Origin of the sequence: Pseudomonas putida, from assembly GCF_025905425.1 — a bacterium.
GTDB classification, from domain to species: Bacteria; Pseudomonadota; Gammaproteobacteria; order Pseudomonadales; family Pseudomonadaceae; genus Aquipseudomonas; species Aquipseudomonas putida_AF.
The window spans coordinates 2462194-2483606 of record NZ_CP109603.1; the positions used below are offsets into that span (position 1 = coordinate 2462194).

17 protein-coding genes and 1 pseudogene are annotated in these 21413 nt (G+C 63.7%); 7 read left to right on the forward strand and 11 right to left on the reverse strand.

Annotation, left to right across the window (positions count from 1 at the left end; all coding sequences use genetic code 11):
* Positions 1–73 precede the first annotated feature (73 nt).
* From OGV19_RS11050 to OGV19_RS11060, 3 genes are all read left to right on the forward strand, one after another.
* Positions 74–1060, forward strand: a complete 987-nt coding sequence (locus OGV19_RS11050) for an SCO family protein (RefSeq protein WP_264313389.1) — start codon at positions 74–76, stop codon at positions 1058–1060.
* 80 nt (positions 1061–1140) lie between these two features.
* Complete coding sequence (locus OGV19_RS11055; protein WP_264313390.1) at positions 1141–3513, forward strand: putative bifunctional diguanylate cyclase/phosphodiesterase; 2373 nt, start codon at positions 1141–1143, stop codon at positions 3511–3513.
* Positions 3514–3547: 34 nt separating this feature from the next.
* Positions 3548–4528: a site-specific integrase gene (locus tag OGV19_RS11060; RefSeq protein WP_264313391.1), complete on the forward strand. Its 981-nt coding sequence runs from the start codon at positions 3548–3550 to the stop codon at positions 4526–4528.
* Here OGV19_RS11060 and OGV19_RS27660 read toward each other — a convergent pair.
* Together OGV19_RS27660 and OGV19_RS27665 are read right to left on the reverse strand one after the other, a co-directional pair.
* The gene (locus OGV19_RS27660; protein ID WP_319026082.1) at positions 4518–5618 is read right to left on the reverse strand and encodes an SMP-30/gluconolactonase/LRE family protein; all 1101 of its coding nucleotides are present in this window, start codon (positions 5616–5618) and stop codon (positions 4518–4520) included. The two genes, OGV19_RS11060 and OGV19_RS27660, sit on opposite strands and share 11 nt — an antisense overlap.
* Positions 5595–6242 (reverse strand): annotated as a pseudogene (locus OGV19_RS27665) (SDR family NAD(P)-dependent oxidoreductase); the annotation flags it as partial. The gene OGV19_RS27660 and the pseudogene OGV19_RS27665, both read right to left, overlap by 24 nt.
* 176 nt (positions 6243–6418) lie before the next feature.
* Between OGV19_RS27665 and OGV19_RS11070 the strand changes: the two are divergent.
* Positions 6419–7360: a LysR family transcriptional regulator gene (locus OGV19_RS11070; protein WP_264313393.1), complete on the forward strand. Its 942-nt coding sequence runs from the start codon at positions 6419–6421 to the stop codon at positions 7358–7360.
* Here OGV19_RS11070 and OGV19_RS11075 read toward each other — a convergent pair.
* Complete coding sequence (locus tag OGV19_RS11075; RefSeq protein ID WP_264313394.1) at positions 7326–8501, reverse strand: glycerate kinase; 1176 nt, start codon at positions 8499–8501, stop codon at positions 7326–7328. The two genes, OGV19_RS11070 and OGV19_RS11075, sit on opposite strands and share 35 nt — an antisense overlap.
* A 114-nt stretch (positions 8502–8615) precedes the next feature.
* On the reverse strand, positions 8616–9713 hold the full coding sequence (locus tag OGV19_RS11080) for a sugar diacid recognition domain-containing protein (RefSeq protein WP_264313395.1): 1098 nt from the start codon (positions 9711–9713) through the stop codon (positions 8616–8618).
* A gap of 160 nt (positions 9714–9873) precedes the next feature.
* Between OGV19_RS11080 and OGV19_RS11085 the strand changes: the two genes are divergently transcribed.
* The 3 genes from OGV19_RS11085 to OGV19_RS11095 all read left to right on the forward strand — a co-directional run bounded on the left by OGV19_RS11085 (position 9874) and on the right by OGV19_RS11095 (position 14118).
* Positions 9874–11202 carry an MFS transporter gene (locus OGV19_RS11085; protein ID WP_264313396.1) on the forward strand — a complete coding sequence of 443 codons (1329 nt, stop codon included), beginning with the start codon at positions 9874–9876 and terminating at the stop codon, positions 11200–11202.
* Between the two features lie 115 nt (positions 11203–11317).
* The gene (locus OGV19_RS11090) at positions 11318–12838 is read left to right on the forward strand and encodes an FAD-dependent oxidoreductase (RefSeq protein WP_264313397.1); all 1521 of its coding nucleotides are present in this window, start codon (positions 11318–11320) and stop codon (positions 12836–12838) included.
* A 269-nt stretch (positions 12839–13107) separates the two neighbouring features.
* Positions 13108–14118: an aldo/keto reductase gene (locus OGV19_RS11095; protein WP_264313398.1), complete on the forward strand. Its 1011-nt coding sequence runs from the start codon at positions 13108–13110 to the stop codon at positions 14116–14118.
* 214 nt (positions 14119–14332) lie between these two features.
* On the opposite strand, the gene OGV19_RS11100 is transcribed toward OGV19_RS11095, so the two are convergent.
* The 7 genes from OGV19_RS11100 to OGV19_RS11130 all read right to left on the reverse strand — a co-directional run bounded on the left by OGV19_RS11100 (position 14333) and on the right by OGV19_RS11130 (position 21288).
* Positions 14333–14545, reverse strand: coding sequence for a cold-shock protein (locus OGV19_RS11100; RefSeq protein ID WP_027595420.1), 213 nt, complete (start codon positions 14543–14545; stop codon positions 14333–14335).
* A gap of 191 nt (positions 14546–14736) precedes the next feature.
* The gene (locus OGV19_RS11105) at positions 14737–15441 is read right to left on the reverse strand and encodes a TraX family protein (RefSeq protein ID WP_264313399.1); all 705 of its coding nucleotides are present in this window, start codon (positions 15439–15441) and stop codon (positions 14737–14739) included.
* 3 nt (positions 15442–15444) lie between these two features.
* Positions 15445–16521, reverse strand: a complete 1077-nt coding sequence (locus tag OGV19_RS11110) for a metal-dependent hydrolase (RefSeq protein ID WP_264313400.1) — start codon at positions 16519–16521, stop codon at positions 15445–15447.
* Between the two features lie 117 nt (positions 16522–16638).
* Positions 16639–17889 carry an OprD family porin gene (locus tag OGV19_RS11115; RefSeq protein WP_264313401.1) on the reverse strand — a complete coding sequence of 417 codons (1251 nt, stop codon included), beginning with the start codon at positions 17887–17889 and terminating at the stop codon, positions 16639–16641.
* Between the two features lie 54 nt (positions 17890–17943).
* A complete protein-coding gene (locus tag OGV19_RS11120) occupies positions 17944–19143 on the reverse strand; it encodes a benzoate/H(+) symporter BenE family transporter (protein ID WP_264313402.1) in 1200 nt (399 codons plus the stop codon).
* Complete coding sequence (locus tag OGV19_RS11125; RefSeq protein ID WP_264313403.1) at positions 19143–20471, reverse strand: MFS transporter; 1329 nt, start codon at positions 20469–20471, stop codon at positions 19143–19145. Before OGV19_RS11125 ends, OGV19_RS11120 begins: the two co-directional genes overlap by 1 nt.
* 55 nt (positions 20472–20526) lie before the next feature.
* Entirely contained in the window at positions 20527–21288 is a 762-nt protein-coding gene (locus OGV19_RS11130; RefSeq protein ID WP_264313404.1) for a 1,6-dihydroxycyclohexa-2,4-diene-1-carboxylate dehydrogenase, read from the reverse strand.
* Between the last annotated feature and the right edge of the window lie 125 nt (positions 21289–21413).

Consider the following 21413-nt stretch of genomic DNA (forward strand, 5'->3'; position numbering starts at 1 on the left):
TAACCTGTGCAGGCGCAGCCTTGGGCCGCCCCTGCACAGGTTTTTCATCGGATCTGTTACAGAGGCGTGCATCATGACCGGCTCATGGCGTGTTCTGCTCGTGCTGTCGCTGTTCGCTGCCAGTATCCCGTTCTGGCCAGTGCAACCCCAGCAAGCCCCAACCACCGAAACGGCCACGCCCTGGGGCGCCGATTACTTTCCCAATATCCCCCTGCTCACCCAAGAGGGCGAAAAGGTCCACTTCTTCGACGACCTGATCAAGGACAAGGTCGTTGCCATCAACTTCATCTTCACCGGCTGCACCGACTCCTGCCCAGTGGAAACCGCCCGCCTGCGCCAGGTGCAAAAGATTCTTGGCGACCGGGTAGGCAAAGACATCTTCCTCTACTCCATCAGCATCGACCCCTACAACGACACCCCAGCCACCCTCAAACGCTACGCCGAAAAATTCGGCATCGGCCCTGGCTGGACCTTGCTTACCGGCGAGCCCGACGACATCGAGCAATTGCGCAGAAGCCTGGGCCTGTACATAGAGGGCCTGGAAAACGGCCGCTCCAAGGACCACAACCTGAGCCTGATCATCGGTAACCAGGCCACCGGCCGCTGGATGAAAGCCTCCCCCTTCGAAAGCCCCTACATTCTCGCCGACCGCCTGGGCAACAGCCTGCACAACTGGAAACAGGCCAGCGCCATGGCCAACGACTACACCCAGGCACCTGAAATCCGCTCGCCCAGCAGTGGCGAGCAGATCTTCCGCACCCGCTGCTCCTCCTGCCACACCCTGGGCAACACCGAGCCCGGCGTGCAACGGGGTATCGGCCCCGACTTGCTTGGCGTGACCCGCCAACGCGATGCCAACTGGTTGAGCCGCTGGCTGAAAGAACCCGACCAGATGCTTGCGCAAAAAGACCCACTGGCCATGCTGCTGTACGAGCAGTACAACCGCCTGGCGATGCCGAACATGCGCCTGGGCGATGCCGAAGTCAGCGCGTTGATGGCCTACATGGAAGAAGAAACCACACGCCTGCAGACGCCCTTGGCGGATACGGCAAAACCTTAGAGGCCATTAGCCACCAGTCATTAGCCTGTCATCTTACTGTCGTATTTTGCCCACTTCACCCAGGGTCGGGACCATCCGCTGTGATTCGCCGTTCGCTCTCTTCCGCCGGCCTTCTGCGCCTGTTGATCCTGATGCTTTGTGCAGCCACCCTGGCCTTTCTCTGGGGGCTGCACTTCTCGCAGAAGGCCGCCGCGCGCCAGGATGCGCTGTCCGCCAAGGCCGCCGAACACCTGAACCTGGCCAGCATCGTCGCGCAGAGCCTGCGCCAGTTGGTCGACCGCGCCCAGGTCGTGGGGCGCGTCACCCAGGGCGACCTGAAAGCGCTGCACCAGGGCAACACCAGCCTGGCCCGGCTGCTTGCCGAAGACCCGCTGTTCAAACGCATGAGCCTATATGACCGGCACGGTCGGCGGGTGTCGGCCAGCCATGCCGATGACGCCGCGACACTGCCTGAAGACTGGCTGCGCCAGTTGCAGTTGCACGTTGCCCGATACGGCTTCAAACCCTTCCTGCCCAGTGTCGAGGCGCCTGGCCCATTCAGCGCCATGCCCAGTTGGCGACTGCCCTTCGTGTTGCCGCTGACCGACTTGCCGGGCCGTGAAATCGACAGCATCCTCGTGGTGCAACTGGACATCGGTTACCTGGCGGTACTGTTCCAGCACATCGACCTGGGCAGCACCGGCGTGATGCGCCTGCTTCAAGACGATGGCCAGGAACGCCTGCGCATCGATAGCAGTGGCCTGGTGGTGGCCGCCGATACCCTGGAACCCGAGCTGCCGCAAGCGGGGCCAGACGCGGGGGCACTGACACAGTACGCACCCGGCGGCCCCTACCAGAGCCTGTTCCGGCGGGTTGCCGAACGCGGCTTCAGCGTGGTGGTCAGCCAACGCTACGAAGAGATTCTCGCGCCATCGACCTTGGCATACGCCCGGCAGTTCTGGCTAAACCTGAGCATGACCCTGATGATTCTCGCCAGCCTGCTCTGGACCCTGCGCCTGCTGCGCAAGCGCCAGGAGGCGTTCAGTGCCCTGGTACAGGCGCAGCAGGTCAACCAGCAACTGATCGGGCGGCTTGAAGACGAACACCGACGCAGCAGCCATGCCGCGGCCACCGATCACCTCAGCGGCCTGCACAACCGCCGCCAGTTCGTCGAAGTCGCAGGGCTTGCGCTCACCCGGCAACGGGGCCAGCGCCGACTGATGGCGATCCTGTTCATCGACATGGACCGCTTCAAGTCGATCAACGATTCGCTCGGGCACAAGATTGGCGACCTGCTGCTGCAAGCCGTGGCCGGGCGTATCCAGCGCCTGCTGGAGCCAGGCGACGAAGCGTCGCGCTTTGGCGGTGACGAGTTCGTGGTCTTGCTGGCCGGCCAGCGCACTGAAGAGCAGATCAACGCCTGGGTACGTGAACTGGTGCACAAGCTCTCGGCCACCTATGCCCTGGATGGCCAGGAGGTCAACACCAGCCCCAGTGTCGGTGTCAGCATTTGCCCACGCGATGGCCAGGAGATCGACAGCCTGATCCGCTGCGCCGATGCCGCGATGTATTCGGCCAAGCAGGCGGGACGCGCCCAGTACCGCTTCTTCGACCCCTCGCTGAACCTCACCGACATCCACGCCTTCACCCTCGAACAGGCCTTCGGCGCAGCCCTGGCAGAGCGTCAGTTCGTACTGCACTACCAACCGCAGATCCGCCTTGATACCCACCAGGTGCTGGGCTACGAGGCACTGGTGCGCTGGGACCACCCAGAATTCGGCCTGCTCTACCCGGACCGCTTCATCGACCTGGCCGAGCGCAGCGGCTTCATCATCGAGCTCGGCTGGGAAGTGCTGCGTCTGGCCTGTGAGGAATTGGCCCGTTGGCACGTTCAGGGCCGTGATGCTCGCCTGGCGGTCAATGTCTCGGCGCTGCAGTTGCGCCAGGCAGACTTCAGCACCCGGCTGCTCAGCAAACTGCAGAGGCACGCCATTGCCCCGCAACGGTTGGAACTGGAGATCACCGAAACCACCATCCTCGACCCCGAGGGCACGGCGGTCGGCCACCTGCACCGCCTGCGCGACGCTGGCCTGGGCATCAGCCTGGACGATTTCGGGCGTGGCTATGCGGGGTTTGCGCACTTGCATTCACTGCCGTTGAGCAAGCTGAAAATCGACCGGTCGCTGATTGCGCCGCTGTCCAACAGCCATGACGACAGCCCGATCGTCTCTTCCACCATCATCCTGGCCAAACGCCTGGGCCTTGAGGTGGTGGCCGAAGGCGTGGAAACCCGCGAACAAGTGGTGTGCCTGAAGCTCGCGGGTTGCGACATTGCTCAGGGGTATCACTTCAGCCGGCCGCTGTCGCCGGCGCAATTGCTCGACTACCCACCCTTCAACGGCAGCGAGGAGCTGGTGTTCGCGGGTTCACCCGCGAACACCGGCAAAGTCGCTGCCATAGGCCATGGCGCATAAGTGTGCCGGGACAGGCAAGCCGATTCGGTTTATCGTGTGTGCACTGAATACCGGCTACCGCACCATGACCGACATCGAGCGCTATGTCCGCGCCGCCACCCGCGATAACACGCGGCGCAGCTACCAGGCTGCCATTGACCATTTCGAAACCCAATGGGGCGGTTTCTTGCCGGCCACCCCCGAGCGTATCGCCCGCTACCTGGCCGACCACGCCGAACAGCATGCCGTGAGCACGTTGCGCCAACGCCTTGCGGCGCTGAGCCAATGGCATGTCAGCCAGGGCTTCCCCGACCCGACCAAGGCACCGCTGGTGCGCCAGGTGCTGCGCGGCATCCGCACCCTGCACCCGACACCGCCAAAGCAGGCCGCACCGCTGTTGCTGCAGCATCTGCAAACCGCCGTGCAGTGCTTCGAGGACGAAGCCCGCCAGGCGCGTGAATGTCACGACCTGACCGCCCTGCGCCGGGCACGCCGCGACACTGCACTGCTGTTGCTGGGGTTCTGGCGAGGGTTTCGGGGTGATGAACTGGCACGCCTGCGCGTCGAGCATATCCAGGCTGAAGCCGGTGTCGGCATCACCTTGTTCCTGCCGCGCAGCAAGGGCGATCGCGAAGCGCTTGGCGTGCAGCACCGCACGCCGGCACTCAAGGCGTTGTGCCCCGTCACCGCGTACCTGCAATGGCTCGAAGTGGCCGGCATCGCCCATGGCCCGGTGTTTCGCAAGCTCGACCGCTGGGGCAACCTCAGCGACGCGCCGCTCAACAGCAACAGCCTGGTCGGCCTGCTCAGGCGCATGCTGGAGCGCGCCGGGGTACCGGCGGCGTTATACACCGGCCACTCCCTGCGCCGCGGTTTCGCCACCTGGGCCACGGCCAACGGTTGGGAGCTGAAATCGTTGATGAGTTATGTGGGCTGGAAAGACGCCAAGTCGGCGCTGCGCTATATCGACTCGGCGCAGCGCTTTGGCGAACTGGCGGTGTTACCGGCCAGCCAGGTGCATAACCTCATTCCTTGAAGGCGTGGCGGTGGACGCCAGCGATTTCCGGGCGAATGGCATACAGGTCCCCGGCATCCGGGTAATGCCGCAGTTCAACAGGGTTCATGCCGAAACGCGCGGTGGTGATGTACAGGGTCGTCATGCCCTCGCCACCAAAGCAGCAGCTGGTCGGGCGTGGCACCGGCATCACCACCTGGTCGGTCAGGTGGCCATTGCGGTCGAACCGCAGCAGGCAACTGCCATTGAACTGGCACACCCACAACCCGCCCTCACGATCCAGCGCAATGCCATCCGGGCGCCCCAGCTCCGCGGGGGTTTCGGCAAACAGCACGACTTCGGCCAAGCGGCCTTCCGCCAGGTAGTCGGCGCGGTAGATCGAGCGGGCGACAGAGTCGACGAAATACACGGTGTGCCCATCTTCAGACCAGGCCAGGCCATTGGGCAGTGCCATGCCATCGTGGATCACCTCGTCGCTTAACGCTGCATCGAAACGCAACAAGGCACCGGTCTTGCCGCTTGGGGCTTCGTCCATCAGGCCGCTGACAAAACGCCCTTGAGGGTCGCAGGCGCCATCGTTGAAACGGTAGGTGGCGCGCGGGTGAACCGGCACGGAATACTGGCGCACCTTGCGCGCATTCACGTCAAGAATGGCAACGCTGGCATCTTCGGTGAAAATCAGGTTGCCCTTGTCGGTCAATGCCAGGGCGCCAATGCGGGCAGCCGATTCATAGAGGCTCTCGACTTCGCCGTCCGGGTTCAGCCGGTTGATGCGCCCATCGGAGATGTCGACGAAGTACAGTGCGCCGCTGCGCGCGTCCCAGACCGGGCTCTCGCCCAGATCGGCCTGGGTGTTGGCGACCTTGGCTGGCACATAGTGGCATTCCTTGATGCGGCTCCAGCGTTCGGCCACCTCCTTGAGGTTGCCCGCTTGTACCCGCGCCAGGTCGCGCGGGTAACTGACGCCGCTGTTCTCGGTGAAACGGGTGGCGGTGAACTGCCCGTTGCTGGCGCGCAGGATGTAGCCGGTGTCGCGGCACAGCGAACTGGCCAGGTACAACACCCCTGGGGTGACCCACTCGGGCTTGAGCTCTTCCGGTGCCTGGGTCACGCCCCACATGCGGGTCTTGGCCACGGGCGAAATCGCATTGACCAGAATGCCGTGCTCCAGCCCTTCCATGCTCAACGCGTTCATGATGCCGACCTGGGCCATCTTGCCGGCCGAATACGCCACCAGGCCGGGCTGCGAATAGCGCTGGTACATGGCACGGTCCGAGGTGGTCAGTACCACGCGTGGCGCGGCGGACTGCTTGAGGTGCTTCCAGGCATGCTTGGCCAGCCACACCGGGGCGTGCACGCTGATACCCAGCGCCCGCTGGAGAAACGCCTCTTCCTGCGCTTCGATCCCCTGGTAATCGACCCAGCCTGCGTTGTGAATGAGGATGTCCAGCGCGCCAAAATGCTCGATGGCAAGCTCGATCAACCGCTGGCATTCGCGTTCGTGTTCCAGTTGCCCGGCATGGGCGATCACCTTGTAACCCTTGGCTTGCATGATCGCGAGCGCCTGGGCCAGCGCCGAGGGGTCTTGCCCCTGGCCAGCCCGGTCAGTACCCAGGTCGCTGATCACCACCCGCGCGCCACGCTCGGCCAATGCCATGGCGTAAGCCAAGCCTAGCCCTTGGGCCGCACCGGTAATGATGGCGACTTTTTCGTTGAATGGGTCTGGTATGGGCATTACAGGGCACCTTTGATTCTCCTTTTTTACGATAACAATAAAAAAATCAATGACTTAATATTAAAAGCATGCAACTTTGATATCTCAGAGATATCACCGAGGCTTTGTCAGTCGGGTGTCACGCACCCTGATGGCCGCCTTGCGGGCACCCCTGCAAGTCGATGAAGGGACGTAGAATGATCGAGACACGTTTGCTCAGGCAGTTCATTGCCGTGGCTGAGGAACTGCACTTCCACAAGGCCGCCATTCGCCTGCACATGGCGCAACCGCCCCTGAGCCAAGCGATCAACCGCCTTGAAGAAAAACTCGGTTTCAGCCTGTTCCTGCGCAACAAGCGCGCGGTCAAGCTGACCGCCGCCGGCATGGCCTTCCTGGACACCGCCTATCGCACGCTCAAGGAACTGGAACAAGGCATCGAATACGCGCGCAATGTGTCGCAAGGCATCTGCGGCAAGCTGACCATCACAGCCATCTCCATCGCGTACTACGAGTCGCTGCTCACCACCTTGCGCAGGTTCCGCGAGGTCTACCCGAATGTGCGCCTGACCATTCGTGAGATGCCCTCAGCCTCCCAGGCCAAGGCCTTGTTGGCCGGCGAAGCCGACATCGGTTTCATGCGCAAGCTGGCGATGCCACCCGACACCATCGAGTCGCGCTTGTTGCTCAACGAGCAGATCATCATGGCCCTGCCCGCCAGCCACGCCAGGGCACATCAGCCGCTGGTCGACCTGCGCGACTTCGCCGAAGAGGACTTTGTCTTCACCCCACAAGCCCTGGGCAGTGGCTACCACAGCCAGCTGATCGCCCTGTGCGAATCGGCCGGTTTCTACCCCAAGGTGGTCCAGGAAGCGGCGCAGATCCACACCCTGATCGGCCTGGTGGCCTGTGGCTTTGGCGTGGCCCTGGTGCCCGAGTCGATTGCCTATTCCACGCTGCGTGAGCGTGTGCAGTTCCGCCCGATCCGCCCAATCAAGGGCCAGCCCACTCCGACCATGGGCCTGTACATGAACTGGAACACCCAGAACGCCTCGCCAGCCCTGGGCAGTTTCATCACCATGCTCGAGCAGGGCGCGCCGAAGCGCTTCAGCGACACCCTGCAGAACCCGTTGATCCTGTAGCCCGCGCCTCCAACGCGCAGCGCCACAGCCTGCCGATATCACCGGCGCGCGCCTGCAGCAACTCAGCGGCGTTGGCACACGCCTGCTCCAGGCTCATCGGCCCGTTGACCAAGGCAAAGGCCGCATCGATACCGTGGGCATACAGCTGCTGATACCCCTCCCCCAGCGTACCGGCAAGCACCACCACCGGTACACCATGGCGCTTGGCGACCCGCGCCACCCCCATCGGCGTCTTGCCGCGCAAGGTCTGGGCGTCAAAGCGCCCCTCGCCGGTCACCACCAGGTCGGCGCCCTGCACCAGCGCGTCAAGGCCTGCCAGCTCTGCCACCACCTCCACACCTGGGCGGAACTGCGCCCCCATGAACGCCTTGGCCGCGAACCCCATGCCGCCTGCGGCGCCACAGCCGGGGAAGTTCCGTACATCCTCACCCAGCAACCGCGCACAGTGATCGGCAAAATGCCCCAGCGCCTGGTCCAGCGCCTGTACCTGTTGCGGGCTTGCCCCTTTTTGCGGGCCGAAGATCGCCGAGGCGCCATTGGCGCCACACAGCGGGTTGTCGACGTCGGCAGCCACTTCGACCTGGACTTCGGCCAGCCGAGGGTCCAGGTCGCTGGCATCGATGCGCGCCAGCCTTGCCAGGGCCAGGCCACCCTCCTCCAACGCTTGCCCCTCAGCATCCAGCAGACGCAAACCCAAAGCGCGCAGCATGCCGCTGCCACCGTCATTGGTCGCGCTGCCGCCAATAGCCAGAACGATACGCCGGGCACCTGCGGCCAATGCGGCGGCGATCAGCTCGCCAGTCCCCCAGGTGCTGCTGAGGCAGGCATCGCGCTGCCGGGTCGGCACCAATTGCAGGCCACTGGCCTGGGCCATCTCGATGATTGCGGTGCGGCTCTGCGCCAGCCAGCCCCAACCGGCTTCGACAGTTTGCCCCAACGGCCCACGCACGGTCTGGCGCCGCCATTCGCCCTGGCTGGCAGCCAGAATGGCGTCCATGGTGCCTTCACCGCCATCGGCCATGGGGCATTGGACAAGCTCGGCATCCGGCCACACGTCGGCCAGGCCCGTGGCAATGGCGCGGGCGACACCGGCAGCATCGAGGCTGTCCTTGAACGAGTCGGGGGCGATGACGATCTTCATGGGGATTCTCCTGTCCTGATGAGCGGCATGCTGACAGTTGCCCGGCCAGGTGGCCTCGGTCAAATGCACAAGACAGCGAATGCGTTGTTTGGGCAAATGCCTTCGGGCGCGGCCTTACGCGGTCGGCAGCAGTTGCAACGCCAGGTACAGGCTGAGCATGCCTTCCATCCGTAGCGGGTCGACTTCGCCAAGTTCGGCAATCCGTTCCAGCCGATAGCGCAGGCTGTTGCGGTGAATGCCCAGGGCATCGGCACAGGCCTGGCTCTGACCATCATGGGCGCACCAGGCACGCAAGGTGGCAATCAGCTGACCGCTGGAATCCTTGGCGCGGATACGTTGCAGCGGTTCGAGCAGCTCATCCAGCGCATCGTCGTTGCGATGGCGCCACAGCAAGGCAGGTAGCCGGTAGCGGTCGAGGCTGAGCAGGCGTTCGCCTGGCAGCACCGCTCGCCCATAGGCCAGCAGATCGCGCACTCTGCGATACCCTCGGCGCAACTGTTCCAGGCTTTGCGCCACGCCACCAAGGGCCAAGCGCTCAACCTGCCAGCCGTGACGCTGCAGGCGCTCCAGCAGCCGCGCTTCGTCCAGCACCAGGCCCGCCGGGCGGCACCACAGCAACGACTGGCGTGCGGGGCTTACGCACCAGCTGTCCGGGTAGCGGCTCATCAGCCAGGACGACAAGGTTTCGGCAGGTGGCCCCGACGCCAGTTCGAACAGGCAGGGTACCCTCGCCAACTGCGGTTTCAGGCCCAACTGTCGGGCCTCGTCCAGCAGCCGGGGCGAATCGCCGCTGCCGCCCAGCAGCAAGGCCAGCAAGTCGTCACAACGTTGTCGCCGCCATTGCTGTTCTACCTGCAGGTGGCGCTGGGCCAGGAGCATTTCAGCGGTCATCCGCACCAGTTCGCCATAGGTACGCAACTGCTGAGGGTCGCCGGTAAGGCCCAGCACCCCCATCAGCCGACCATCGAGCATCAGCGGCAGGTTTACCCCCGGTTGCACGCCTTTGAGGCACTTCGCCGCGTCCACGTCGAGCTCGGCGATCCGGCCGTTGGCCAACACCAGCTGCGCGCCCTCGTGACGGGTATTGATGCGCTCGGGCTCGCCACTGCCAAGGATCAACCCCTGGCTGTCCATGACATTGACGTTGCAGGGCAGGATGGCCATGGCCCGATCAACGATATCCTGAGCCAGGTCATGGTCGAGTTCGAACATTCAACGGTCCTTAGGGTGGTAGGCATTGGGCCCGGGCACAGCGACCCCGGTCAACAGCTGTGCAAAAGCACAAAGACAGGCACGCCGCAGTCCCCGAGACTCGTCAGGGCGCGCCGGAACAGGCGACGCGGTGACAACCATAACAACAGAGAACCCGATCATGGCACACAGCCCCGCCCCTGACCAAGGCACGGACACCACCCGCAACGCGCTGTACCGGCGCATCACCTTGCGGCTGATTCCGTTCATTTTCATCTGCTACCTGTTCAACTACCTGGACCGCGTCAACGTCGGCTTTGCCAAGCTGCAGATGCTCGACGCCCTGAAGTTCAGCGAAACGGTATACGGCCTTGGCGCCGGTATCTTCTTCATCGGCTACGTACTCTGCGGCCTGCCGAGCAACCTGGCCCTCAACCGCTTCGGCCCAAGGCGCTGGATCGCGCTGATGATGATCGCCTGGGGCAGCCTCTCGACCTGCCTGCTGTTCGTCACCACGCCTACCGAGTTCTACGCGTTGCGCCTGCTGACCGGCGCCGCCGAAGCCGGCTTCTTCCCAGGCGTGGTGCTGTACCTCTCGCGCTGGTTCCCGGCCGACCGCCGTGGCCGCATCATGGCCCTGTTCATGTCGGCAATCCCGGTGTCGGGGCTGTTGGGTGGGCCGTTCTCCGGCTGGATCCTGCAACACTTCGCTGCAGGCCAGCATGGCCTTGCCGGCTGGCAATGGATGTTCCTGATTCAGGGGCTGCCCACCGTCGCCCTTGGTTTCCTGGCCATCCGCCTGCTCAGTGACGGCTATCAGAAAGCCACCTGGCTGAGCCCGGCCGAGCGCCAGCTGATCGAAGCCGACCTCAAGGCCGATGCCGCCAGCAAACCCGCGACCACCGGTGACAGTGTGCTCGCAGTGCTGACCAACCCGCTGATCTGGACGTTCGGCTTCGTCTACTTCTGTATCCAGAGCGGTGTGTACGCGATCAACTTCTGGCTGCCGTCGATCATCAAGAGCATGGGCTTTGACAACCCCTTGCTGATTGGCTGGCTGAGCGCCATTCCTTACCTGCTGGCCGGTGTGTTCATGATCGTCTGCGGGCGCTCGGCGGACCTGCGCAACGAGCGTCGCTGGCACCTTGTAGTGCCGATGCTGATGGGTGCCGTAGGCCTGCTGATCGCGGTCAACTTTGCCGGTAACCCGGCCATCGCCATCCTTGGCCTGTCGATCGCGACCATGGGCGCCCTTACCGGCCTGCCTATGTTCTGGCCAATGCCCACCGCCCTGCTCAGCGCCGGTGCGGCCGTGGCTGGCCTTGCGCTGATCAACTCGGTGGGCCAGATGGCCGGCTTCCTCAGCCCATACCTGGTCGGCTTCATCAAGGACCAGACCGGGTCGACCGATGCTGCGCTGTATTCGCTGGCGGCATTGATCGTGGTCGGCAGCCTGGTGGCTTTGCGGGTAACGCGCGCTGGAGCGCTGGCCACGGCCAAAGTTAACTAAGACGTCCAGGAGCAATCCTCCTGCGGGGCAATGGACTGCCCCGGCCGTCGGCTCAAGCCATCACCTCGTCACCACAGGCGTCAAATGGTTGCAAAGGCCCCTTTGGAGAAGCCCCATGACCCAGCACGCCGTGGCCCGCCTCGATCAGCTCGACCCAAACCGCCCCCTGCGCGTCCAAGCCGGTAACGAAGAGCTCATCCTGATCCGCCAGGGCGACCTGGTGCATGCCTACCAGGCCAACTGCCCCCACGCGGGTGCCCCGCTCGAAGAGGGGGTAATTTGCTCGGGGCTGTTGGTCTGCCCTTGGCACAAGGCGGCGTTTGCCGTGGACGAAGGGGCGGTGTGCGAACCGCCGGCGCTGGCCGACCTGCGCCGCTACCGTGCTTGGGTCAAAGGTGACGAGGTCTGGGTGGACGACCAACCCCTGGCCAAAACCGAACCACCTCGGCACAGCGATGCCCGTTGTTTCGTGGTGGTGGGTGCCGGCGCGGCCGGCAGCGCAGCCGTTGCCACCCTGCTGGCGCACGGCTTCGCCGGCCGTCTGATCTGGCTCGACCAGGAACAGCAGCCGGCCTACGACCGAACCGCGCTCAGCAAATTCGTCATCGCTGGGCAGATGTCAGCCGATGAAGTCCCTGCCCTGCTCGAAGCGGATGATCTGCGCAAAGGCCATCTGATCCGTCAGCACGGCAAGGTCCGCACGCTGAACAGCCAGAAACGCCAGATCATCCTTGCCGACGGCCAACAGATCGACTACGACGCCTGCTTGCTGGCCACGGGCGGCAAAGCGCTACGCCCCCCCCTTCCTGGGGCAGACCTGCCGGGTGTATTCACCCTGCGCTCACGTGAAGACGCCGCGCAATTGCTCGACGCCGCAGAGCCCGGGCAGCCGGTCGTGATCGTCGGCGACGGTTTCATCGGCCTGGAGGCCGCCGCCGCTCTGCACAAATACGGCTTGCAGGTGCACCTGGTTACCCGCCATGAAGTGCCACTGGCCAAGCAACTGGGTGAACGCATCGGGCGCAGCATCCGCGAACTGCACGAACGCAAAGGCGTGGTGTTCCACGGGCCCACCGAAGTCGAGCTTTTCGAAGGCCAGGGCAAGGTCGACGCCGTACTGCTGGCCAACGGTGAACGGCTGCAGACGCAACTGGTGCTGCTGGGGACCGGGGTCAAACCGGCCACGGCCTACGTCCAAGGGGTGCCGCTGGCCGAGGACAAATCGCTGCCCGTCAATGCCGAGCTGCGGGCGGCACAAGGGCTCTGGGCCGCCGGTGACATCGCCACCTTCCCCCTGGCAGGCCGGCCCGTGCGCATCGAACACTGGCGCCTGGCCCAGCAACACGGTGTGATCGCCGCAGCCAACATGCTCGGCGAGCAGCGCCGCTATGAAGATGTGCCGTTCTTCTGGACTTACCAGCACGGGCGTACCTACGAGGTGCTGGGGCATGCACGGGACTGGAACCGCATCGAATACGTCGGTGAACCGGAACACGGCGACTTCGTGGCGCTGCAATGTGTGAATGAGCACGTCGAGGCCGTCATCGCCAAGGGCTATTCGGATGCCATGGCGCAGCTGTCGCAACGGATGAAGCGGCCGCTGAGCCTAGAAGAGGCGCTCAAGCTGATTGGTTGACTTCACCGACACAAAAAACAGCTGTGGTTTCCCCCACCTCCGAACGCGGCCCGATCGGCTTTTCCAGTGTCATCCAGCACCCTCTAAACAGCCATGGCAGAACGGCTCACAGCCAAACGGCCTGGCATTCCCGGCAGGCGGCGCATGCAGCAGCCATGGCAAAACCGATGCTGACCTGGCACAGGTGTGGCAGCCGCTGCGGCGGGCTTTCAATGGCGTCCGGTTGTGTGTAAAACAGGCAGACAAGCCCACTGCAAAGGACTCACCGCATGATCTACCGTCCCCTCGGCCAGAGTGGCCTGCAGGTTTCCGCCCTTACCCTGGGCAGCATGATGTTCGGCGAGCAGACCAGCACCGAGGACTCACTGCGGATCATCGAAAAAGCCTGGGACCAGGGTATCAACTTCATCGACACCGCCGATGTCTACAACACCGGGCGTTCAGAGGAAATCGTTGGCGAAGCCGTGGCACGCCATCGCCAGGACTGGATCGTGGCGTCCAAGGTCGGCTTTGGCCCGGCTGACGGCCTGCCCAACCGCAGCGGCCTCTCGCGCAAGCACATCTTCAATGCCATCGACGCGACGCTCACGCGCATGGACTTGGACTACCTGGACGTTTACTACCTGCACCGCGAGGACCACAAGGTACCGCTGGAAGAAACCGTGCGGGCCATCGGCGACCTGCTGCGCCAGGGCAAGATCCGTTACTGGGGGGTGTCCAACTTCCGCGGCTGGCGTATTGCCGAGCTCTGCAGCCTGGCCGAGCGCCTGGGCGTGGCCAAACCGGTGGTGAGCCAGCCGTTGTACAACATCGTCAACCGCCAGGCAGAACCCGAGCAACTGACCGCTGCGGCCCACCACGGCCTTGGCGTGGTGCCGTTCAGCCCGTTGGCCCGCGGTGTGCTCAGCGGCAAGTACGCACCCGGCGCGGTGCCGGATGCCGGCAGCCGTGCCGGGCGCCAGGACAAGCGCATCATGGAGGTTGAGTGGCGCCAGGAATCATTGGCCATCGCCCGCCAGATCCAGGCCTATGTCGAGGCCAAGGGCGTGGGTATCGTAGCGTTTGCGATTGCCTGGGTGCTCAACAACCAACACGTCAGTTCGGCGATTGTCGGCCCCCGCACCGAAGCCCAATGGGACGCCTATGCCAGTGCGCTTGAGGTGAAGATCACGGCAGAGGATGAGGCGTTCATCGATTCGTTGGTGACGCCAGGGCACGCCTCTACCCCAGGTTTCAATGATGTGGCGCACTTTGTCAGCGGGCGACTGGCGCGTAGCTGAAGGCATAACGTCAAGGGCCATAAAGGCCCTTGGCCACCCATTGAGCAGTTGAACCAGTTCAAGGCCAGAATGAAAAAAGCTCCGCATCTTCCGATGCGGAGCTTTTTTTACACGTCACACAATTGCCAGGTTTTACGCCGTTCGATCAAGCACCTAGGTCAACCCGCAAGGTTGCAAGCACCTGTTCGAACGCCGAGCTGGCGGCGTGCGTGTCTTACTCAGGACGCACTTGGGCGGCCTGCATGCCTTTTTGCCCTTTTTCGGCAACAAAGCTGACAGTCTGGCCTTCTTTCAGCGACTTGAAGCCGTCCGATTCAATGGCTTTGAAATGAACGAAGAGATCGTCACCACCACCCGCTGGGGTAATGAAGCCGAAGCCTTTTTCATCGTTGAACCATTTAACTGTACCGGTTTGTCTGTTGGACATGCTCTGAGCCCTCGATGGCTGTTTTGATGCGTTTTACGTGAAATTTACAACGAGGGCCATGTCAAACAACAAGCCCCTGCAGACGACATATTGAGCGCTTTGTTGGCGAGAAGCTACTAACAATTCTATCAGACCCGAAAATAGATGAATCTTGTACCCGAATTCGCCGGCAAAAAGCCCCCTCTGCCACGTCAGATAAGCGCTTTGATCACCAGCAAATGCACCGGGTAGAACAGGTATCCCCAGCGCCCCACCGCTGGCACACGCCAATCATCTCGGCGTAACAGCAAACAGCCGAACGGCACCGCCATGGCGGCAGCGGCCAAGGTCAGCAAGGTGAACGGCGCCAGCGGATGTTGGCGCAACCAGTTGTTGGTCAGGTTGCCCGCCATCGCCAGCAGGCACGGCAGCAGGCACGGCAGCAGCCACGCCAGCGCGCCCAGGCGGCGAGCCATGAGGCAGGCGACCGGCAACAGCACGCCGGCCAGGCCGTACATCAGTCGGTCACTGAACAGGGCCGCAGCCACCAGGGCTACCAGGCCAAGTACGCGTACTGCCACTTGATGCTGCTGCACGCCCCAGGCTACCAGCAACCCAAGGGCCAGCGTCGGCATCACATTGAACGTCTGCGAACCGCTGTCCAGCCAACGGTAGGGCCATTCGGACATAACAGAAAACGCCAGCATCGCCCCCAGATAGCGCAGGTTACCCCCGGTTGACAGCGCCCCCCCGTGGCGACGCCCGACATTGACGGCGATAGCCAGGCAAAACAGCGGGAAGGCCAGCCTGCCAAGGATGAACAAACCTTCGGCACGCGGCCAAAGAAAGCGCAGGTGGTCGGCGACCATGGTGACGATCGCCACCCACTTGACCAGGTCCAGCCCTGCCGAGCGCATACCCTAGTGCCCGCGCTGTGCCGCCGTCGGCGCCAGGTAGCGGGAGTTCCAGGCAGCCAGCGGCAAGGGCGGCTGCTGGTTGACGATGCGCCGCCAGATCAAGGCCATGTCATGGCTGTCGAACACCGACGCAACCCCTGCCCCGCGCCACGCCGAGGGGGTATCGGCAATCCAGTGCCCCTGGCTGTCGCGATGGGCCATGTTGAAGCGGAAGGTGTAGTTGCCTGGTATGCCCATGCGCAAATCGCTCACCACCAGCACGCCATCAACCTCGTCGTAACGCAGCCAGTCATCGGTAAACCAGCGCAAGCGTTGGTGCAGTGGGGCTTCGGCAAGCGCGCTGGCCAGTTCGAGGTGGCGCGGCAGGCGCAGCATTTCTGGCGGTTGCTGATCGAACCCACTGCTGACGCCTTCGTAATAAGCCCCGTCCGGGGTTTTGGCCAGCACACGCCAGATCAGGCTATTGAAGGCAATCGGCACCGCACGTACGTCGCTGACCGTGATGCCTTGTTGGTCCAGGGCAGCCTGAAAACGCTGCTCCGCCTGCATGCGCCCGACCAGGCCAAAGCCCAGGTAGGCCGTACTGAAAACCAGCGCCAGGGCCATCAGCCTTACGGCCTGGCCCGTCACACCCTTGGCCAGGGTGTAGATCACCGCCGCCAGCAGCGGCACGGTATAGACCGGGTCGATGATGAACACCGCAGCCCAGCTTTGCGGGGTCAGCGCCAGCGGCCAGAACAATTGTGTGCCATACACGGTAAAGGCATCCAGAACCGGGTGGGTGACCAGCACCAACCAGAACGCCAGGAACAATCGCGGCAAGGTGTAGCCCTTGCCTGGCCAGCACCTGTTGACCCACCAGGCCAGTAACAGGGCCAGACCGGTGAGGACGAAGATGGAATGGGAGAACCCCCGGTGGTAAGTCATCTGCGACACCGGGTCGGCGTAGCGGATGACCACGTCCAGGTCAGGCAGCGTGGCCAGCGCGGCGCCGTACAACAGAGCACGGCGGCCCTGGATGCGTCCGAGCACAGTGCCCTGCAGGGCGGCGCCGAGTACGGCTTGGGTCAATGAGTCCAAGGCGGGGTTTCCTGAGTGGATGACTCAGGAAAACTAACCCTCTCTGCCCTTGTGGTGCAAATGCGGCTCAGTGACAAAAGATGCCAGCAAGCGGGCGTTGCGCCATCCGCTGAGTACTCACAGCAGCTGCCAGGTGTATACCAGGGTCAAGCGGTTCTCATCGATATCACTGCGGTAGTTGGACCGCGCCATGGCATTCCTCACTCGAATCCCCAGGCCTTTCAACGCCCCGCTCTGCACGGCATAGCCGATATCCAGGTCACGCTCTCGATCACGGCCCTCGTAGCCCAACCCGGTATCGACATTGTTGCCGGTGATGTAGCGCACCGTTGCCGTCAACCCTGGCACGCCCATGGCCGCAAAGTTGTAGTCATAGCGCAACTGATAGGAACGCTCGTCGGTGTAGGCAAACTCGTAGGTCGGCACCTCGTTGCCCAAGGGTGAAACGTTGGCGAATACCCGTGGAAACGGGCTGTCACCGTAAATGCCCTGATACCCCGCGTGGAAGCTGTGACCGCCATGACGGGCGGTGAACAGCGAAAAGAAGGCCTGGTTATCGATACTGCCCAGCAGGGCGTCGCCGTCTTCGCGGGCGGTGAAGTACCCCAGGTTGGCGCTCAGCACCCAGTCCCCCAGAGGCTTGCTGTGTTTTAGGCCCACGAAACCCTGCTCATAGATATCTTCCAGCTGCCCATACCAGAGGCTGACACTGCTCTGGTTCGCATTGAACGCGTAGTCACCCCCGACATAGTTGAACGCATCACTTTTAGCCTGACGCATGGGCACGTGGCCGAGCATGGCATTCATCTTGCCGTCGCCGCCCTCATTGCGCAGGTGGGTAGCGCTCAGGTGGCCGGCCTGCAGAGTCAGCCCCTGCAGCTCGGTCGAAAGCAGGCTGACACCCTGGTAGGTCGGTGGCAGCAGGCGGATATCACTGAATGTCAGCACCGGCAGGTTGGGCTGCAGTTCGCCCACGCGCAGCTCGGTCTTCGACAGCCTGGCCTTGAACGTTGGCGCCAGGCGGCTGTACTCGTCCGCAGCACGGCCATCGCCATGCACCGGCAACAGCCCGGTATTGACCCGGTCCGGGCTGCTGTCAAGCTTGATGCCCAACAGGCCCAGAGCATCCACCCCAAACCCGACCGTCCCAGGCGTGTAACCCGACTTGAAGTCAAGAATGAAGCCCTGGGCCCACTCCTCGGCCTTGGATTGTTGGTTGGCACCGACAATGTCCGAGAAGTCACGGCTGAAATAGTAATTACGGGCACTGAGGCTGGCTTTCGAATCCTCGAAGAAGCCGCCTTCAGCGGCCAGCAGCGGTTGGCTGAGCAACGTCAGGCCGATAGCGACGCAAGGGGTGTGGTTCATTCCGAAGCTCTCTTGATCTTGTTTTTATGGAATAAAGCGCTGGGAACACGGGATTCACGGGGTGCGGGGCAAGGCCTCCCGCGCCTGCGGCCGACGCAGGACAAGCAGCGCATGCGCCAGCAGGCCGAACAGCAGCCCCCAGAACGCTGCCGACAGGCCAAGGAAGGACACCCCCGAAGCGGTGACCAGGAAGGTGAACAGCCCGGCATCGCGCTCCGTAGGCTCGGCCAGGCTGCGGGCCAGGGCTTCGCTGATCGCCCCGTACAGGGCAAGCCCGGCGAGGGCTGCGATCAGTGCCGCCGGAAAGGCCGCGAACAGCGACATCAGCGTGGCCCCGGCAATCCCCAGCAGCAGGTACAACACACTGCCGGCAACGGCCGCGACATAGCGCCTACGTGGGTTTTCGTGCGCCTCATGGCCCGTGCACAGGCTGGCGGTAACGGCCGCCAGGTTCAGGCCGTGGCAACCGAAAGGCGCCAGCAAGGCACCGCCGATGGCACTGGCACTGATCAAAGGGCTGGCGGGTGTGGCGTAGCCGGCATTGCGCAGCACGGCCATCCCTGGCATGAACTGCCCGGTCAGGGCCACCAGCACCATCGGCAGCGCCAGGCTGAACACCGCCGCCAGGCTGAACTGCGGGGCAATCCATTGCGGCGAGGCCAGTTGCAGCACCAAGGCCTCGCTGCGAAACCCGCCGCTGGCCACGGTCACGACGGCGCCCACGCACAGTACGGCGGCCACCGCATAGCGCGGCTGAACCCTGCGCATCAGCACATAAGTGACGAACATCGCCACCACCAACAGCGGCTGCACGGGCAAGGCGCGGAACACCTCGATGCCGAAACTGAACAGGATGCCGGCTTGCATGCCAGCAGCGATGGAGCCCGGCAGGCGCGTGATGATGCGGTCGAAGGCCCCGCTGATGCCGATCAGCAGCAGGGTCAGGTTTGCCACCAGGTAGGCCCCCACGGCCTGCTCCAGCCCAAGTTGCGGCAAGGCAGTGACCAACAGCGCCGACCCCGGGATCGACCAGGCGATCACCACCGGCACCCGATAGCGCAGGCTGAGCAATGCGCCGAGCACACCACTGCCCATGGAGACCGCCCAGACCCAGGACGACAGCTGGCCATGGGACAGGCTCGCAGCCTCGGCGGCGTGGAAGATGATCACCAGTGGGCCGGCGTAGGAGATCATCGTTGCCAGGCAACCGGCGACGATGGCGGACAGCGAGCTGTCCTTGAGCAGGGTTTTCATTAGGCTTGCGCCGCCGTGGCCAGGCCATGGCGCCGGCCGCTGACCAGGTGCACGGCCATGGCCAGCGCGGCAACCGCACCAGGGATGGCGAAGGCAATGAAATTGAGTTGCAGCGGCAGGTTGATGCCCATCAGCGCGCCGCCCAGCAGCGGGCCGACGATGGCGCCGTTTCGGCCGATCCCCGAGGCCCAGCCGAGGCCGGTGGAGCGCACTGCCAGGCCATACATCTGCGCAGCGCCGGCATACAGCAGGATCTGCGTGCCGATGGTGGTGGCGCCAGCAATGAAAATCAGCAGGTACAGCACCGGCATCGGGCTGTTCACGCCGAGCAGGCTGATCGACAGCGCGGCGGCGATGAAGAAGCCGACCTTGACCTTGACCAGGTTGTAGCGGTCGCCCAACCAGCCCCCCAGGATCGCCCCGGCCATGCCGCCAAAGTTCAACGCCAACAGAAACGACAGGCTCGAACCCAGGCTGTAACCTGCGTTGGCCATCAGTTTCGGCAGCCACGAGCTGAGTGCGTAAACCATCAGCAGGCAGCAGAAAAATGCCAGCCACAGGGCCAGGGTGCGCACGGCCAGGCCGTTGCGGAACAGTTCCACGACAGCGCTGCCGCCACCCTTGCGGTCGGTTGCCTGGAGCACGTCGTCAGGCTGGATGTCGCAATGGGGGTCGAGCTGCTTGAGCAGCTTGCGGGCTTCTTCGGTACGCCCTTTGCGTACCAGAAAACCAATGGACTCCGGCAGGTAGTAGAGAATCACCGGCAGCAACAGCAAGGGTACTGCGGCCGCGAAGAACATCGATTCCCAGCCAAAACGCGGCAGCATGAAGATACCGACGCCCGCCGACAGCATGCCACCCAGTGAATAACCACTGAACATGATCGCCACCAACGTACTGCGCAGGCGTTTGGGGGCGTATTCGTTCATCAACGCCACGGCATTGGGCATCAATCCGCCGCAACCGAGGCCGGCGATGAAACGGTAGATGCCGAATTCGCTGGGGGTGGTGGCAAAGCCGTTGAGGATGGTCGCCGTGGAGAACAACGCGAAGCAGATGGCGATCCCCTTCTTGCGCCCGATGCGGTCGGCCAGGCTGCCGAATACCAGGGCGCCGAACATCATGCCGAACAGCGCGTAGCTGCCCAGGGCTCCGGCCTGCAGCGGCGTCAGCGCCCACTCTTTCATGATCACCGGCAGCACCACGCCGTAGATGAACAGGTCGTAACCGTCGAAGACCAGCAGCAGGCCACACCAGGCCATGACCATCCAATGGAAGGGTGTGAAGCGCGCGTTATCGATGATCGGGTGCACGCCAAGGGTTCGCATGGCATCTGTCTCTATTGTTTTTGTTGTGGAAGAAAACCGTTGCCTGGGGTGTGGCTCAGCCGAGGTCACCGCCCCCTACCGGCAGGGTCACGCCGGTGATGTAGGAGGCTTCGTCGGAGGCCAGGAAGAGAATCGCGCCGACCTGCTCGTCGATGCTGCCGTAGCGGTGCATCAGGCTGCTGTCGAGGGTCTGGTCGACGATTTGCTGGTACCAGGCCTTTTCCTGCTCGCTCTGCTCGGCGCTGTTGCGCGGCACGCGCCGTGGCGGCGCCTCGGTGCCACCAGGGGCGGTGGCATTGACACGAATACCACGGCCAGCGGTTTCGAAGGCCAGGCAGGCCGTGAGCGCGTTCACGCCGCCTTTGGCCGCGCCGTAGGGCACGCGGTTGACACCACGGGTGGCGATGGACGAAACGTTGACGATGGCGCCTGCCCCACGTTCGAGCATGTAGGGTAATGCGGCGTGGCAACACCACAGGGTCGGGAACAATGAGCGGCGCACTTCGGCCTCGATCTGTTCCACTTCGTAATGTTCGAAGGGCTTGGCCCAAATGGTCCCGCCAACATTGTTGACGAGGATGTCGAGGCGGCCGAAGGCCTCGACCGCAGTGGCCATGACCCGGGCACAATCGCTGTGCTGCTCCAGGTCGGCGGTGAGGGTCAGCATGCCCTCCCCGGCCAGTTCGTGGACCAGCTCGGAGCGGTCCACCGCCACCACCTGTGCGCCTTCGGCCTTGAGCCGCCAGCACACGCCCCGGCCAATACCTTGGGCAGCGCCGGTGACCAGGGCGACTTTGCCTTGAAATCTTGTGTTCATCAGTATTTCTCCATGCTGACGCGGACGCTGTGGGAGCGGGCTTGCCCCGCGAAGCAGACCCCACGGTGGATGGCACGGGCTTCGCCCGTGTTCGCGGGGCAAGCCCGCTCCCACAAGGGCGGCCC